This is a genomic window from Paenibacillus sp. UNC217MF (assembly GCF_000686865.1).
GTDB classification, from domain to species: Bacteria; Bacillota; Bacilli; order Paenibacillales; family Paenibacillaceae; genus Paenibacillus_B; species Paenibacillus_B suaedae.
Map to the genome: position 1 here is coordinate 1 of NZ_JMLT01000023.1, position 17,927 is coordinate 17,927.

Annotated in this window: 1 protein-coding gene; it reads right to left on the bottom strand. The window is 51.7% G+C overall.

Annotated elements, in window-relative coordinates; genetic code table 11:
- Positions 1–17,792: non-ribosomal peptide synthase/polyketide synthase (locus BP95_RS30330; protein WP_051614084.1), on the bottom strand; the 17,792-nt coding region annotated here is incomplete at its 3' end.
- Between the last annotated feature and the right edge of the window lie 135 nt (positions 17,793–17,927).

A 17,927-nucleotide genomic window follows, 5' to 3' on the forward strand; every position in this document is an offset into this window, starting at 1 on the left:
CCCAGCTCGAAGAAGTTGTCCTTCACGCCTACGCTTGGTAACCCCAATACATCCTGCCAAATGCGTGCAAGTCTTGCTTCCGTATCTGTACGCGGCGCGACATACTCCGTTCCAGTCTCAATGCCGCCTTCTGGCTTCGGCAGCGCTCTCCGATCGATCTTCCCATTCGGCGTCAGCGGCAGCCGCTCCAACTGTACGAAGTAGGACGGAATCATGTAGCCTGGCAGCTCCTGCGACAATACTGCCCGCAGCTCGCCCGCCGTGAGCGAGCGCTCTGCTGTGAAATACGCGCACAGCTGCTTCTGGCCGGCATGATCTTCCAGTGCCACCACGGTCGCCTCCTGTACCGCCGGTACATGCAAGAGCTGCGATTCCACCTCGCCCAGCTCAATGCGGAAGCCCCGGATTTTCACCTGATGGTCGCTTCGGCCCACATAATCGATGCTGCCGTCTGGAAGCCAGCGCGCTACGTCACCTGTCTTGTATAGCCGCTCACCAGGGACGAACGGGTTATCTAGGAACTTCTCCTCCGTCAAGTCCGTTCTTCCCCAGTACCCGCGTCCGACACATGCCCCGGATACGAAGAGCTCGCCCTTCACGCCGATCGGCTGCAGCTCGAAGCTGTCGTTCACGATGTAAATGCTCGTGTTCGCAATTGGCTTGCCAATTGGCGGCAGACCAACCTCGATAATTTCCGGCGTCATCGTGTAGGTCGTCACGACATGAGTCTCTGATGGCCCGTAATGGTTGTGCAGGCAGATATCGAGTCGCTTTAAGCACGCCTGCACTTGCGGTGTCACGACCAACTGCTCGCCCGCCGTAATGATATGGCGAACGCAGCGCGGGAATGCTTCGGCCCACTCTGGCTCGGCGAAGATGAATTTCAGGAACGCCACTGGAATGAACAACACGTCGATTTCATGCTTTTCGATTTCCTGGAACAAGCGCACCGGATCCTTGCGCATCTCATTGTCGACCATATACAAGCTTCCGCCGAACAAGAGCGCAGAGAACATTTCCTGATAGCATACATCGAAGCTGCCGGACGCATATTGCAAGATCCGCGAAGGCATCGGAATGTTCGTGCCTTTCTGCTGATAATGCAGCAGGTTGACCATGTTGCCGTGCTCCAGCATGACCCCTTTCGGATTGCCTGTCGTTCCGGATGTGTAGATGATATAGAGCAGGTTGGACGGTTTGCTGCCATTCGGTACGTCAGCTCCGTCGCCTTGGTACAGGGACTCATCGCGTACATCAATTAGGCGGACGTCATCAGGAATGATCCCCGGCAGCTCCGATTGCGCCAACACCAGCTTAGCCCCGCTGTCTGCCAGCATATAGCGAATACGCGTCTCAGGATACTCGGGATCGATCGGTACGAATGTGCCCGATGCTTTGAGTACGGCCATCACTGCGACGACTGTATCCAGCGTTCGCTCGACAATAATCCCGACAGGCTGTTCTGCGGTCACCCCATACTCACGCAGCTTCCACGCTAGCTGATTCGCCTTCCGGTTGAGCTCTCCGTAGCTTAATTGCTCGCAGCCAGAGACGACAGCAACAGCATCTGGTGTCCGCTCCACCTGTTCCGCGAACAGTTCATGAACCGTCTTGTCGCTTGGATGCGCCATATCCGTATCATTGAACTTATCCTGAAGCAGCGCCTTTTCCTCATTGGTTACCATGCTCAAGTTAGACAGACTTGCTTGCGGGTTATCCAGCACCGCATCGACTAATTGTTCGAAATGTCTTGCCATTCGCTCAATCGTGCCTCGCTTGAATAAATCTGTTGCGTATTCAATGCTGCACACGATTTCCGCTTCATCCTCTTCCGCTTGGAAGGTCAAATCGAACTTGGATACGGTGTGTTCATTCGGCACCGACTGGAGTCGTACCCCATCGATCTTCATTTCACCTTGATCCGCATTTTGCAAAATAAACATCGTATCAAATACCGGATTGCGGCTCATATCGCGCATCACTTGCACCTGTTCGACCAATGCTTCGAATGGATAATTCTGATTCTCGAAGGCGCCAAGCGTTGTTTCTTTTATTTCATCCAAATAGGATAAGAAAGTCTTGCTGGCAGCCGGATAGCTTCGAATGGCCAGCGTATTGACGAACATACCGAGAAGCGGCTGTAAGTCTCCATGGTTCCGGCCTGCGATCGGCGTACCTACGATAATGTCCTCTTGAGCGGAATACTTGTGCAGCATCGTCTTGTACAGCGCAAGAAGCACCATGTACATTGTGGCTCCGTTCTCCGCTGCAATTCTCCGCAGCCCCGCACTTCTTACTGGATCTAGATCGAACTGCAGCAAATCTCCGCGGAAGCTTTGCGTTGTCGGACGAATGGAGTCCGTCGGCATTTCCAGCACCGGAAGCTCTCCACCCAGCACCTTCAGCCAATATCCTTCTTGCAGCTTCATTGCCTTCTGCTGAGTATCCGATTGCTGCCATACGGCGTAATCCTTATATTGAATCCGCAGCGGCGTAAGCTCTGCCCCACTGTACAAGTGGACAAACTCATTGATGAGAATGCCCATCGACGTACCGTCTGAGATGATATGATGCATATCGAACATGAGAATGGAACGTTCTTCGGACAATTCGATAATTCCGATTCGCAGCAGAGGCGGTTTCTCCAATTGGAAGGAACGCACAAACTGCTGCATAAGCTTCGAAGCACCTTCCTCGCTGGCGAGCACATGCTCGATTGCGAAGTCTACTTCCGGGTAAATCCGTTGCACAGGCTCGCCGTTCACAATCTCAAATCCAGTGCGCAGCGTTTCATGGCGCTCAATCAGTCTCTTGAAGGCTTCTTCCAATCGCCCAAGATCCACAGCTCCCTCAAGCAGCATCATGTTCGGCATGTTGTAACTCAGTTCCGCCCCTTCAAGCTGATGAAGAATATACAAGCGTTTTTGAGCCGAAGACACCGGATAATGCTGGCTTGGAGCCGCCACCGGGATACTCACATGCCTGCTTCCCTCCGCATTGCTGCTGAGTCGCTTCGCCATCACTTCAAGCGTCGGATATTGAAATACGTCTTTCAACGGCAACTCGATATTAAGCTCCTGATGCAGTCTGTTTACGAGCAGCGTCGCCTTCAGGGAATGACCACCCAACTCGAAGAAATGATCCGTCACGCTTATACTGCTAATACCGAGCACATCCTGCCAAATTTGAACAAGCTGTGCTTCAAGCGGCGTCCGCGGCGTAACGAAAGTCTCTCCGCTCCGTCCTTCTTCCGGAGCCGGCAGCGCCTTGCGGTCTACCTTGCCGTTCGGTGTGAGTGGAAGCTGTTCCAGCTGAATAAAGTGCGCTGGAAGCATATAACTTGGCATAGCTTGACCCATCACTTCGCGCAAATGATTCGCCTCAAGCGGACGCATCGCTACATAGTAGGCGCATAGCTGCTTCTCGCCTGTGTCAGTGTCTCGTGCGACGACGACCGCTTCCTGCACATCCTCTACATTCAGCAGCTGCGCCTCGATTTCTCCTAGCTCAATCCGATATCCGCGAATTTTCACCTGTTGGTCGATTCGGCCAACATATTCAATGGAACCGTCAGGAAGCCATTTCGCCAAGTCTCCCGTGCGGTACATCCGCTCTCCCTGGACGTACGGGGAATCGACGAACTTCTCTGCCGTCAAGTCTGGACGATTCAAATATCCTCGTGCCAATCCATCACCTGCCACGCACAACTCGCCGGCAACGCCTACTGGCTGCAGCTTATTGTTCGCATCAACGATATAGATTGACGTATTGCTGATCGGACGTCCAATCGGTACCGTCACCGCATTCTCCGTGACTTCGTGCACATCGTGGCAAGTCGCGAATACGGTACTCTCCGTCGGGCCGTATACATGCTTGAGTGCACCTGGCGCGACATGATTGAGCGCCTTGCGAACGTGGCTGACAGATACCCGTTCGCCACCGAATAAGATAGCCCGAATATTGCTCAAGCAGGAAGCCTGGACATCAACCAGTACGTTGAAGTACGCCGTCGTGATGAACATAACCGAAATCTTCTCTTGTACGATCAACTCAGCCAATTGCCGTACTTCCAGAAGCGTCTCATGTGGTACAAGAACAAGCTTGGCCCCGTTCAGCAGTGCACCATAGATGTCGAAGGTCGACCCGTCAAATGCATAGCTGGACATTTGCAGCACGTTGTCATGATTTGTGATGTCGATATACTCGGTTTCTCTCACCACACGTACAATATTGCGGTGCGTCGTCAAGTTCCCCTTCGGCTTACCCGTCGTGCCGGATGTGTAGATTACACAGGCTAAGTTCTCGCTGCTTGCGTCTGTGTTCGCCTCAAGATTCGAACCGTTGCTGTCATAGGATGTTTCGGTGTCAAGATTGATAATTGCATCAAGTGGTGATGCGTCCATGACTGGAATTTTCCCCGTTAAATGCTGCTGTGCCAGCATGATTCGCGCACCGGAATCTTCAAGCATGTACCGAATCCGTTCTCCCGGATATTCCGGATCGATTGGCACATACCCGCCTCCTGCCTTCAAGATTGCCAGAATACCAATAATCATATCCGGCGAACGTTCAGACATGAGGCCTACCAGCTTATCCGTTCCAACTCCGACTGCCCGCAGTGTACGTGCCAATCGGTTCACCCGATCGTTCAAATCACGATACGTCATCTGGAAATCTCGGAAGGAGATGGCTACTGCATCAGGATGTCGTTCGGCTTGTTCCTCGAATAAGCGATGCAGCATCATGTCTCGAGGGTAATTCGTAAATGTATCGTTGAATGATTGGACTACTTCCGACTTCTCGGCTTCCGTCGCGAGCTCCAGATCTTCTACAGCAATCCGTGGATTGTCTACGATCTGCTCCAAAATATTGTTCAAATGCCCCATCAACCGTTCCATGTCTGCTTGTACGAAGCGGTTAGCATTGTAATCAAACCGAATAGAGATTTGTTCTCCCGGTACAACGATCAAGTTGAAGTCGTAATTGGTCTGTTCCTCCACCGCTACATCAGTTAAGGATGGCATACCGTGCTCGTCACCGCCCGCCTGCTCTAGCTGTTCGTCCATCGGGTAGTTCTCGAACACCATAATTTGTCTGATCGCATTCTGCTTCAGCGCACTGCGAGATTGTATCTCATACAGCGGATAATAATCGTACTTGCCGGACTCCAGCGCTTGTTCTTGAAGCAGCCCCATCAGTTCCGCAAAGCTGGTGCTTCCCTCGCACTTGACGCGGATCGGAATCGTATTAATGAATAAGCCGATCATCGTCTCAATGCCTGGCACCTCTGCTGGTCTGCCTGATACGACGCTGCCGAAAACAACATCATTTGTGCCATTGTATTTTTGCAAAATAACGCCCCATGCCGCTTGCAGTAAAGTATTAAGCGTAACCTGATGCTGTCTCGCCGTCCGGCTAATGGATGCGCTCAAGCCAGCATCCAATTCACGACTCCATTTTTCAGCCTTATATGGTTCGCTATCGATTCCCGCCGATGATTCTTGCGGGATCTCTGTTACCTGATCGTAATCAGCCAAGTATGCAGACCAATAAGTCCCGGCCGCCTCCTCGTCCTGCTGCCCTAGCCATTCAATGTATTGGCTGTAAGCTGGAACCGCTGTTCTATCCGGCGACTTCTTCTGCAGCAAGGCGGCATACGTATCGAACAGCTCTTGCATCAGCTGTGGCAGGCACCAGCCGTCCATCAAGATATGGTGAGAGCTCCACAGTACACGGCAGCTCAATTCCCCTGTACGGATAGCCGATACGCGCATCAGGGCACCTTGTGCGAGATCGAAGCCAAGCAGTTGGTCACTGCTGACCGCTTCCTTAATGAAGGATTGCTGCTCCTCTTCATTCAAAGCGCGCACATCCTGGAACGAGAATCCGATTGGTTTGTTCCGGAATACGACTTGTACCGGTTCGCCTTGAGGGCCGCTAATGAAGTTCGTTCGCAACACAGCGTGCCGCTTCGCCAATTCGTTCAGACTGCTGGAGAACAGTTCCACATCAAGCGTACCTTCCAATGTGAACATCGTCTGCTCATGGTACGCCCCCGTCAGACTGTCCATCGCGCTGTGGAACCACATTCCCTTCTGCATCGGCGTCAATGCATATACATTCTCGATCTCGCCGATATGCTGCATTTGCGAAGATATCCGATCCAGCCACTCCAAGCTAAGTCCCTTAAACAAGACATCACTTGGCGTCAATTGCGTCCGTTCCTGTGATTCGCAGTGTGCGATAATTTCCTTCAGTGATTCTGTAAGGAAATCGCCCAATTCCTCCATCGTCTCTTTGCGATACTCCTTGACGCTGTAACTTAATCCCAGTGTCAATTGGCCTTCTGCGATCACGCCGTTAATATCGAGCGGATACTTGCGCTCCTGCTCATCGCTAATCTCCGAACCGCTTGCATATGGAGATACACTCAGTTCGTTATTACTCAAGTCCGCATCGAACTGTCCCAGGTAGTTGTAACGAATTTGTGTCGCTGGCGCATCATTCCAAGCCTGTTTGCCCGAATTGGATAAATACCGGAACAGACCGTACCCGATTCCTTTGTTCGGAATGCGGCGCAAATCCTCTTTTACCTTCTTGATCTGAGATCCAAGACTGTCGTTCGCTTCCATCCCGAGCTCAAACGGATATTCGGTCGTAAACCAGCCAACCGTCCGCGTAATATCCATGCCTTGTATAATGGACTCGCGACCATGCCCTTCCAGCGTAACCAGTATGCGCTCGATGCCGCGCCACTTCATGAGTGCCCTGCCAAGCGCTGTGAGCAGAATATCATCCATTTCGGTGTTGTAAGCACGGTGAACATGCTTCAGAAGCCGTTCTGTATCTTCCCGATTCCACTCGAGCACGACGGATTCACTGTCGCGCTGCAAGGAAACCGTGCACTCGCTGTCTTTAGGCAGGGCGGCCACTTCCGTCTGCGCGACGCCGAGCCAATAAGCAGATTCCTTATCCATCGCTGGACTATTCGCGTACTCTACTAGCTGTTCCGCCCATGTACGGAAGCTGTCCGTCTTCATCGGCAGACGTACTTGGCGTTGATTCAGCGCCTGTTCGTAGCCTGATGCGAGATCCTCAAGCAATATTCTCCAAGACACGCCATCGATGACTGCGTGGTGGATAACGAGCAGCAAGTGATCACCATCACTGCCGTGGAATAAGCCTGCCTTGACCAAAGGCCCTGCCTGTAGATCAATACTGCCTTGAATGTGGTTTGCTTCCGCTTCAATCGCTGCGGCGAAATCCGACTGATCCGTTAAATCGATCTCTTCCATACTGAAGAGTTCGCCCTCTACTAGGGATCGATTCCAGAGCGAAAATTCTCCTTGTTCCGTTCTCTGAATTACAATACGAAGCGCATCGTGGTGTTCAACCAACTTATGAAGCGCCTTGCGCACTGCATCTGCGACAAAGCCATCCTTGCGATACAGCATTACCGACTGATTGAAATGATGCGGATTCGCAAACTGCTGATGCTCGAACCAATGAAGAATCGGTGTCATCGGCACCTCACCGACTACTTCTCCCTGATCAGCCGTTCGATTAATCGGCTGCATGTATGGAACCAACTGTGTAACCGTTGGGTATTTGAACAAGTCGCGAATTTCAAGCTTGAAGCCCGCCTGCTGCATTCTTGCTGCCACTTGAATGGACTTGATAGAATCTCCGCCAAGCTCGAAGAAGTGATCGGTTATCCCGACACGTTCGATGCCAAGTACGGCTTGCCATACGGTTGCCAGCATCTGTTCCGCTTCCGTGCGCGGCGCAACATATTCCGATTCAACTTGAAGGCTTCTCTCTGGTACCGGCAAAGCTTTGCGATCCAGCTTGCCGTTCGGCGCCAGCGGCATCTGCTCCAGCCTTACGAAGTATGATGGAATCATGTAGCTCGGCAGTTCGGCGGCAAGTGCGGCTCGCAGGTCACTTACTGTTACTTCTCCGTCTGCTACATAGTAGGCGCAAAGTGACTTCTGTCCGCTCTCGTCTTCCCTCGCAACGACGACTGTCTCCCGAACCGCGTCAATATTCAGCAGCGCAGTCTCCAGCTCGCCAAGCTCGATTCGATAGCCGCGGATTTTCACCTGATGATCAATCCGTCCTAAATATTCGATGTTGCCGTCTGGCAGCCACCGCGCGAGATCACCCGTTCGGTACATCCGTTCACCCACGGAAGGCACCAATACGAATTTCTCTTCTGTCAGTTCTGGACGGTTCCAGTATCCGCGCGCCAATCCGACGCCCGCGATGCACAGTTCGCCCGCGATGCCGATCGGCTGTACTTGATTGTGCTCGTTCACGATATAGATGCGTGTATTGTCAATCGGCTTGCCAATCGGCACACTCACATACGTTTGGCCTAGTTCGCAGTCGAAGTACGTGACATCTACCGTTGCCTCTGTCGGACCGTACAGATTGATGAGTCGTGCTCCGCTGGCAGGTACAACATACTGATGGAATCGCTCGACCTGCGATGCCAACAGCGCCTCACCGCTCGTGAACACCTGCTGGAGTGGAGACAGACGATCACGCTCTGCCTCAGGCAGCTGCTCGATATGCTCGAGGAAGGCGTGCAGCATTGATGGCACGAAGTGCATCGTCGTAATTTCGTACTGTTCGATCGCCTCAACGATTGCTGCCGGATTCTTCTCCCCGCCAACTGGAAGCATAAGCACCTTCGAGCCGACAAATGCCCACCAGAACAACTCCCAAACAGATACGTCGAACGTGATCGCCGTCTTCTGCATAATCGTGTCATCCGCGCCAATCGGGTACCGCTTCTGCATCCACAACAAGCGGTTGATGACTGACGTATGCTCGACCATAACCCCTTTCGGACGTCCGGTCGTACCAGATGTATAGATGATGTAGGCGATATCGGTTGGCTTGTTGACCACCTCAAGGTTTGAGTTATCCTGATCGTACGAGTCAGCATCATCCAGATTAATAACGCGGCCAGCAAAATCAATTGCATCACCCACGCTGCCTTGAACAATCAGTACTTGAGCCTCGGAATCGTCCAGCATATATCGGATGCGTTCTTCTGGATAATCCGGCGCGATTGGCACATAAGCGCCGCCAGCTTTCAATATCCCCATGATGCCAACCATTAGCTCTAACGATCGTTCCGCCATAATGCCGACGATCTGATCCGGAACAACGCCTGCTGCTCGCAGTGTCCGCGCCAACTGATTGGCACGATCATTCATCTCCTGGTAGGTCATCGTATCTGCTCCGTACAACACCGCCGTCGCATCCGGCGTCCGCTGAACCTGCTCCTCGAACATCCGATGAATCATCTGTTCGCGAGGATATTCGATTTCCGTATCATTGAATGCCGTCAGAAGCTCTGCCTTCTCGTCGTCGGTCGCCAGACGGACATCTTTCACAGCAATGGCCGGATCAGCTGTTACCTGCTCAAGGACATGAATCAGATGCTGCCGCACTCTCTCCATATCTGCTCGAGCATACATGGAGGCATTGTACTCGAGGCGAATCATCATATCCTCGCCAGGCATCACTACGAGATTGAAATCATAGCTCGTCTGCTCGGCCACCCGCACGTCAGTAATGTTCAATTGTCCCCGCTCATCACCAGCCTGTTCCATTTGCTCTTCCATCGGGTAATTTTCGAACACCAGAATATGATTAATCAAATCCTGCTTATGAGCGCTGAGCGCCTGTATGTCATACAGCGGATAATAATCATACCGCCCTGACTCCAGTGCCTTCTCCTGAAGTTGCTTCATCACGTCGGCAAATCTGTCATCCGCTTCACACACAACACGAATCGGAATGGTGTTAATGAATAGTCCAATCATGGATTCAATGCCTGGGATTTCCGCCGGTCTGCCCGATACGACTCCGCCGAATACAGCGTCGCCGGTATTGTTGTACTTCTGCAAAATAATGCCCCATGCCGCCTGCATTAGCGTGTTCAGCGTCAGCTGATGCTGCTTCGCTACCCGATGCATCTTCGCAGTTAAAGCCTCGCCCAGTTCAAATACGAGATTGTCAGCAATATATACATCGCTGCGCCCGCTCGATTTCTTCTGAGGAAGAACTGTTTGCTGATCGTAATCCGACAGATAGTCGCTCCAATACTGGGATGCAGCTGTGTAATCCTGCTTGTACAGCCATTCAATATAGAGACTGTATGGCGATGCTCCCGATCGGCTGCTTGACCGTCCATTTACGGAATCGGAATACGTCTCGAGCCATTCTTGCGTGAGCTGCGGCAAGCACCAGCCGTCCATCAGAATATGATGAGAGCTCCAAATGACATGACTGCAGTTCACGCTCGTCCGCAACACGGACACCCGCATGAGCGCATCGCGCTCCAGATTGAAGCCCCGCTGCTTGTCAGCTTGCGCCATCGCTTCAACTCGATCCTGCTTCTCATGCTCCGGCAATTCCGTTAGATCCTCGTAACTAAACTCCAGATTCTTGTTCCGGTATACAATTTGCAGCAATTCTCCGTTCCAGCCGCTGAAGAAATTGGTGCGAAGCACCGCATGGCGCGTCGCGAGTACATCTAGGCTGCTTGCGAATAGCTGAACGTCAAGCTCTCCTTGAATCGTAAAGCGAGTCTGTTCAAAATAAGCGCCCGCTTGACCGTCCATCGCATTATGGAACCACATTCCCTTCTGCATCGGCGTCAGTGCATAAATGTTCTCGATGTCCCCGAGATCCCTCGTCTGCTCCGCAATACGCTCCAGATCCTCAATACCAAGCCCGTTAACCAATACGTCACTTGGTGTCAATTCTGGCTTATCTTTCGATGCGCAGTGGGCAACGATCTCCTGCAAACTTCCCTTCAGCAATCCTGCCAGTCGGTCGATCGTATCGCGGCGGTATTGCTTGCTGCTGTAGCTCACTTCCAATGCAAGAACCCCAGCCGATATCATCCCGTTAAAATCAAGTGTGGTGTTACGAGCCTGACGAACGCTTATCTCTGCGCCGCCCGAATATGGAGAGACTTCCATCTCATTGTTCTGCAAATCCTGATCGAATTGTCCCAAATAGTTGAAGCTGATTTCTGGCTGAGCTGATGCTTCTGATCGTGATACATTTTCCGTACCAGACATACCTGAGTCCGATAAATATCGATGAATGCCATAACCGATGCCTTTATTCGGAATACGTCGCAAATTTTCCTTCATTCGTTTGATTCGATAGGACAAACTCTTGTTCGGATCGCTCTCGAGCAGGAATGGATATTCACTCGTGAACCACCCCACAGTGCGCGAAATATCAAGCTCCGGCATGATATTTTCGCGGCCGTGTCCTTCAAGTGTAACTAGGGCTTTCTCATGTCCACACCATTGCTGTATAGCCATGCCGAGCGCCGCGAGCAGAATGTCGTTCATGTCCGTGTTATAAGCCCGGTGAACATGCTTCAGCAGCATATCCGTCTCCTCCCGGCTCCATTCCACTACGACCGACTCGCTATCCTGCTGCAAGGATGTCTCCGCTTCGAAATCCTTCGGCAAAGGCAAAATACTCGTTGCATTCGCTTCTGCCTGTTCCCAGAAGACTTGTTCCTCTATCATGGCTTCGCTTCGTGCATATGACGCGAGCTGATTCGCCCATGTGCGGAAGCTGTCCGTCTTGGCAGGCAGCCGAACAGGCTCTCCCTTCAACGCTTGTTCATATCCAGTAGCGATATCCTCCAGCAAGATGCGCCAGGACACACCGTCAACAACGCCATGGTGCATGACAAGCAGAAGATGATCCCCCTCATCGGTACGGAACAATCCGGCTCTTGCCAACGGCCCATCGTGCAGGTCGAAGCTGCGCTGAATCTCCGTGGCCTTGGCTTCAATGATCTGCCGTACATTCTGCTCATGATCACCTGATGCTGAGCCAGTAAGGTTCAGAACTTCCAGATGGAACAATTCCCCCTCTTCGATTGCGCGATTCCAAGCTGTATAATCACCTTGATCATTCCGTCGGAATACGATGCGCAGCGCATCGTGATGTTCCGTTACTGCCTGAAGTACATTGCGGATTGCCGCTTCGTTAAAGCCTTCTCTCCGGTACAGCATGATCGACTGGTTATAGTGATGCGCGTCGGCAAACTGCTGTTCGAAAAACCATCCAAGAATCGGTGTAAGCGGCACGTCACCTGATACTTCGCCCTGATCTGCAACCTTGCTTACCCTCTGCAAGTGGGATCCCAGTTGGGCAATCGTTGGATACTTGAACAGATCCCGAATTTCAAGCTTATAGCCTGCTTGCTGCAATCGGGAAGCAACTTGGATAGACTTGATGGAGTCGCCTCCAAGCTCAAAGAAATGATCCAGCACACCGACTCGTTCAATACCAAGGACGGTTTGCCATACATTCGCCAGCGCTAACTCCTCTTCCGTGCGTGGCGCCACGTATTCAATCCCCGTGTGCGCACCCGCTTCCGGGGCAGGCAGCGCCTTGCGATCGACTTTCCCGTTCGGTGTGAGCGGCAGGCGATCCAGTTGAACGAAATAGGATGGAATCATATATGCGGGCAATTCATCGGCCAATGCGCTTCTCAGTTCACTCACCGTCAGCTTGCGATCCGCAACGAAATAAGCGCATAATGCTTTTGACCCGTTCGGATCCTGACGCGCCACGACGACACTCTCCCGAACAGTCTCCACCTTGAGAAGCTTGGACTCGACTTCGCCGATCTCAATGCGGTAACCGCGTATTTTCACTTGATGGTCGATACGGCCTAAATATTCGATGTTGCCATCCGGCATCCAGCGAGCCAAATCCCCAGTGCGGTACATTCGGTGATCCTGCAGGAATGGATCTGCGACGAATTTCTCGCTCGTCATCTCTGGACGATTCCAATACCCGCGACCGACGCATGGGCCGCCGATATAGAGCTCACCGATGACACCAACCGGAAGCAAGGAACGTTGTCCGTCCATAATGTACATCGTTACACCCGGCAATGGTTTTCCAATCGGCAGCGCTCTTGGAACAGTTGGAGTCGTTGGTTCATAATAGCTGGCATCGATGCATGTCTCAGTCACGCCATAGCTATTAATGATGCGGAACTGCGAACCGAATCGATCCAGCATCTTCTGAAACTCATCCGGCGGGCAATAGTCCGATCCAACGGCGACAAGCTTCAAGCTGCTAATATCCAGCTTGTTCTCATACACATATTCCATAAGCGGAATGACGATAGACGGCGTGCAGTCGAACATATGAAGACGATGCTTCCGGATCAATTCGTAGATTTCAGCCGGATTCGCACGTGCATGCTCAGGGCAAAGAACCAGTTCCCCGCCATGCAGCAGCGCACGAATCAAATCACCTGAAAATACGTCAAATGAGAAGCTCGCCCATTGCATCCAGCGAATGCTCTCTTCCCGCAGACCATATTCACGTTCCCAAGCCTTCGCCATAACTGTCAGTTGTCTGTGCTCGATCATCGCACCCTTCGGCTGTCCCGTCGTGCCCGATGTATAAATGACGTAAGCCAGGTGTTGTGGTTCAGTGATGGACACAAGATTGGCAGCATCCTCAGCATAGGATGACTCATCATCAAGTAGAACCCATGTACCGTCAAACGATGAGAGAGACTGTAAATGGCTCTGCGTCACCAATACGTTTGCCTTGGAATCCTCCAGCATGTAACGGATACGTTCTTCCGGATATTTCGGATCAATTGGAACGTAAGCGCCGCCTGCCTTCAAGATCGCCATAATGCCCACGATCATGTCCAACGAACGGTCTGCCAAGATGCCGACAAGCTGCTCCGGCTGCACGCCGTGTTGACGAAGCGTACGTGCCAGACGGTTCGCCCTCTCGTTCAACTCCCGATACGACAGTTGTTCATTCTCATGCACGACCGCAGTTCGTTCCGGTGTAAGAGCGGCCTGCTCCTCAAAGAGTTGATGAACCGTGTGCTTCTGCTCCATTTCTGACGGATCATGATTGAACTTGAATCGAATTTGCTCTTGCTCACCCGGCGTCAACATCCCGAGCACGGAGATTTGCGCCTCAGGCGACTGTGTAATTGAATGAAGCAGCTGTCGATAATGATCCGCCATTCTTACGATTGTGTCTTGTCTGTATAAGGACGAAGCATACTCCAAGCTGCAAGCGAGCCCATCCGCTCCTTCCGCAACGTCCAAGCTGAGATCGAACTTGGATATTTGGTGTTCGAAGCCATACGGCTTCAATTGGAGTCCTGGAAGTTCAAAATCCTTGTTCTCCATATTTTGTAGGGAGAACATCGTATCGAACAGCGGGTTGCGGCTCATGTCTCTTGTAACATGAAGCTTCTCAACAAGCTCTTCGAATGGGTACTCCTGGTGTTCAAATGCAGCTAACGCCTGCTCCTTCACTTGTTCCAAATAAGCACGGAACGTCGATTCTCCAGCCGGATAATTGCGAATTGCGAGCGTATTGACGAACATACCAATAAGCGGCTGCAAATCGTCGTGCATTCTCCCTGCGTTCGTCGTGCCGACGACAATATCTTCCTGACCCGTGTACTTATGCAGCAGCACCGTGTAAGCTGCGAGCAGAACCATGTATAACGTCGTTCCGCTATCCGCTGCGAGGCGTTGCAATGCCGTACTTATATCCGAATCGACCGTAAATTCATAGGTCTCCCCTTCGTAGCTCTGAATGGCTGGACGCGCGTAATCCGTTGGAAGCTCAAGTACAGGCAGTTCTCCGCCAAATGTTTGCAACCAGTAGGTCTCCTGTTGCTTCGAACGCTTCTGCTGTGCTTCCGACTGCTGCCAAGCGGCAAAGTCTTTATATTGAATACGCAGCGGTGGCAGCTCCTCACCCCCGTACAACCGAGCGAACTCCTCTACTACGACTCCCATAGATGCACCGTCAGAAATGATATGGTGCATGTCATAGAGGAGCACATGTCGATCCGGTGCCATTTTAATTAAGCCAACCCTCATCAACGGCGGAGTCATCAAGTCGAACGCTCGGATAAATTCGCGGGCTTTCTGCGCCGCTTCCGCCTCGCTTGTCTGCATATATTCAATGGCAAAGCTTACATCCTGATACACCTTCTGCACCGGTTCTCCGTCCATCAGCTCGAATCCGGTACGCAGTGTCTCATGTCGTGCAATCAGCTTGCGGAATGAGGCTTCGAGGCGTTCTCTATTCAGCAGTCCCTCCAGCAGCATGGCACCCGGCATATTGTAACTCTGTTCCGCACCTTCGAGCTGCTGCAGGACATACAGCCTCTTTTGCGCTGAAGATACCGAATAATACTCGCTTTCCTTCACCCGTTCAATCGCGCTGAACTCCTGCTGCTCCATACCATCCATAAGCAAAGCCAATTCTTCGATCGTCGGATTGCGGAACAAATCCCGAAGCGGCACATTGACGTTCAACTCCTTGTGAAGCTTGCTTGCCAATGTAGCTGCCCGCAGCGAGTGTCCGCCAAGGGCGAAGAAATTATCCTTGATGCCGACCCTTTCCACACCAAGCGACTCCTGCCAGATTTGCGCAAGTCGTGCTTCAAGTGGAGTACGAGGCGCAATATACTCCGTGCCAATAACCATGTTAGCTTGGGGATCGGGCAATGACTTGCGATCCAACTTGCCGCTTGGCGTAAGTGGCAGCTGTTCCATCTGCACAAAGTGAGAAGGAATCATGTAATCCGGCAGATTGGAAGACAACGCCTCCCTTAATTCCGTCACAGTAAGCTCAGCGTCAGCTACCATGTACGCACACAGCATATGTTGGCCATTACCGTCCGGCCTAGCATCCACGATGACCTCTCGCACACCCGCTACCTTCTTCAAGCTCGACTCGATTTCGCCCAGCTCGATACGGAATCCACGGATTTTGACTTGGTGATCAATCCGTCCCAAATATTCAATTGTGCCGTTCGGCAGCCATCTGGCGGAATCACCAGTATGGTAAATGCGTTCACCTGGCACAAATGGATGAGCCGCAAATTTCTCTTCCGTTAATTCCGGACGGTTCAAGTAACCTCTCGCCAGTCCCTCACCGGCTATGCATAATTCGCCCGGCACATGTAACGGCTGCAACTCACCAGAAGTATTCAAAATCAGCACACTCGCATTAGAGATCGGTGTACCAATGGTGATGGGTTGATCCTTCTCGAGGCCGATTGCGCAGGTCGCCACGACGCTGTTCTCTGTCGGGCCATATTCATTAAACAGCTTTACATCAGGAAGCTGCTCCTTGCTTCTAGCTACTAATGCACTGCTGACACTCTCGCCAGCCAATGTCACTGTACGCAGCGTAGACACAGATTCGGCCTGCATCACATTGAGCAGCGCTCCGTATAGATTGGGTACGCAAATGAAGTGCGTGATTCCCGATTGGCTGATAGCGCCATGCAAGGCGAGCGGATCCTTCGCGTCTTCTTCCTTAAGTAAAAATAAACCTGCGCCGGACAATAATGAGCAGAACGCGCTCATGACGAAGCCGTCAAAGGAAAATGAAAACAATTGCAGAACCCGGTCGAAGGAAGAAAGCCCGTATGTCCGAATTCTCCACAACAGCGCATTGACTGCGCTTCTATGTTCAATCATGACCCCTTTCGGATTGCCTGTCGTGCCCGAAGTATAGATGACATATGCCAAGTTGCTTGAATCGGACACAAAGGAAAGTTCCGTCTCGTCGTCATGATAATTATGTTCGCTATTCATATCCACGATCGTGCCTTCATAGGTGACACGCTCGCGAAGATGGTCTTGAAGCAGTAGCGTCTGCGCTCCCGAATCCTCGAGCATATAACGAATGCGCTCCTGCGGATATTCAGGGTCGATCGGAACATAGGCCCCGCCAGCCTTCATGATGGCTAGCAAGCCTACAATCATTTCGAGCGACCGTTCGGCCATGATGCCAACGAGCTGATCGGATCGAACGCCAGCGTTCTGTAACGTACGCGCCAGCCTATTCGCCCTTCCATTTAGCTCGGCATATGTTAACTGTTGCTGCCCATAAACTGCCGCAACAGCATCCGGCGTGCGACGTGCTTGTTCCGTGAAGAGTTCATGAATTGTTCGGTCACGTGGATACTCTGCAGCCGTCGTATTAAATCCGTGCAGGAGCAGCGATGTTTCCTCATCCGAAAGCAAGCGAAGATCCCCCAAATTCGTATTTGGCTCAAGCAATACGATGCTCAGCACGCGCTGCAAATGCTCAATGATTTGCGATATAAATACCGAGTCATAGACACGTTCGTTATATACAACGCTCAAAAGGAGGTTCTCAGCTTCGAACTCAAATTGGAACAATACATCTGCAACAACCGTTGGAATAAAGTTAACGGTATGTATATTCTTCAGAGCTGCCATCGTATTGATGACAGGCAAGCCATTCTTTTCTTGTACATTCATCTGCTCAGTTATGAGCCGGAAGGGGATATGCTGATGTCGAATCGCTTCTGTAAAGGATTGTTTCAGTGAAGTAAGCAAGGATTTGAACGTGAGCTCTTCATTGACATTCTCCTTCAATAGGACGACTTGATTGATGGGAAGTCTCTTCTCCCCTGCTTTTCGCACGATAGGCATGCCGATGACGATGCGATTCTCGCTCGTGTATTTGTGCAGCAAGCATTGGATGCCACCTAGTAAAATCATGAAGGCTGCTTGATGCGAGCCCTTAGACATGCGAATAATTCGTTCCGAAATTTCAGCAGGCATCGTAACAGAAACGGAATAATGTCGTGCCGCTTCACTGCTTGGAGTGCTCGTGTAGGGCAAAGTCGTAGGCGTATCTTCAGTATCGAGTTTCGCTTTCCAAAATTCGATTTCTTTATCAAAAGCCATTCTGATCATCTCCCCTCTCAAATCAAGTAAAGCCCCTAGAGGACGGCATCCGTCCATCCGGGTACGTGCCTGTCAATCCATTGCACGCAGCCCGAATGAACGAAATCCAATCCTAGTGTCATGAATGACGCGTTA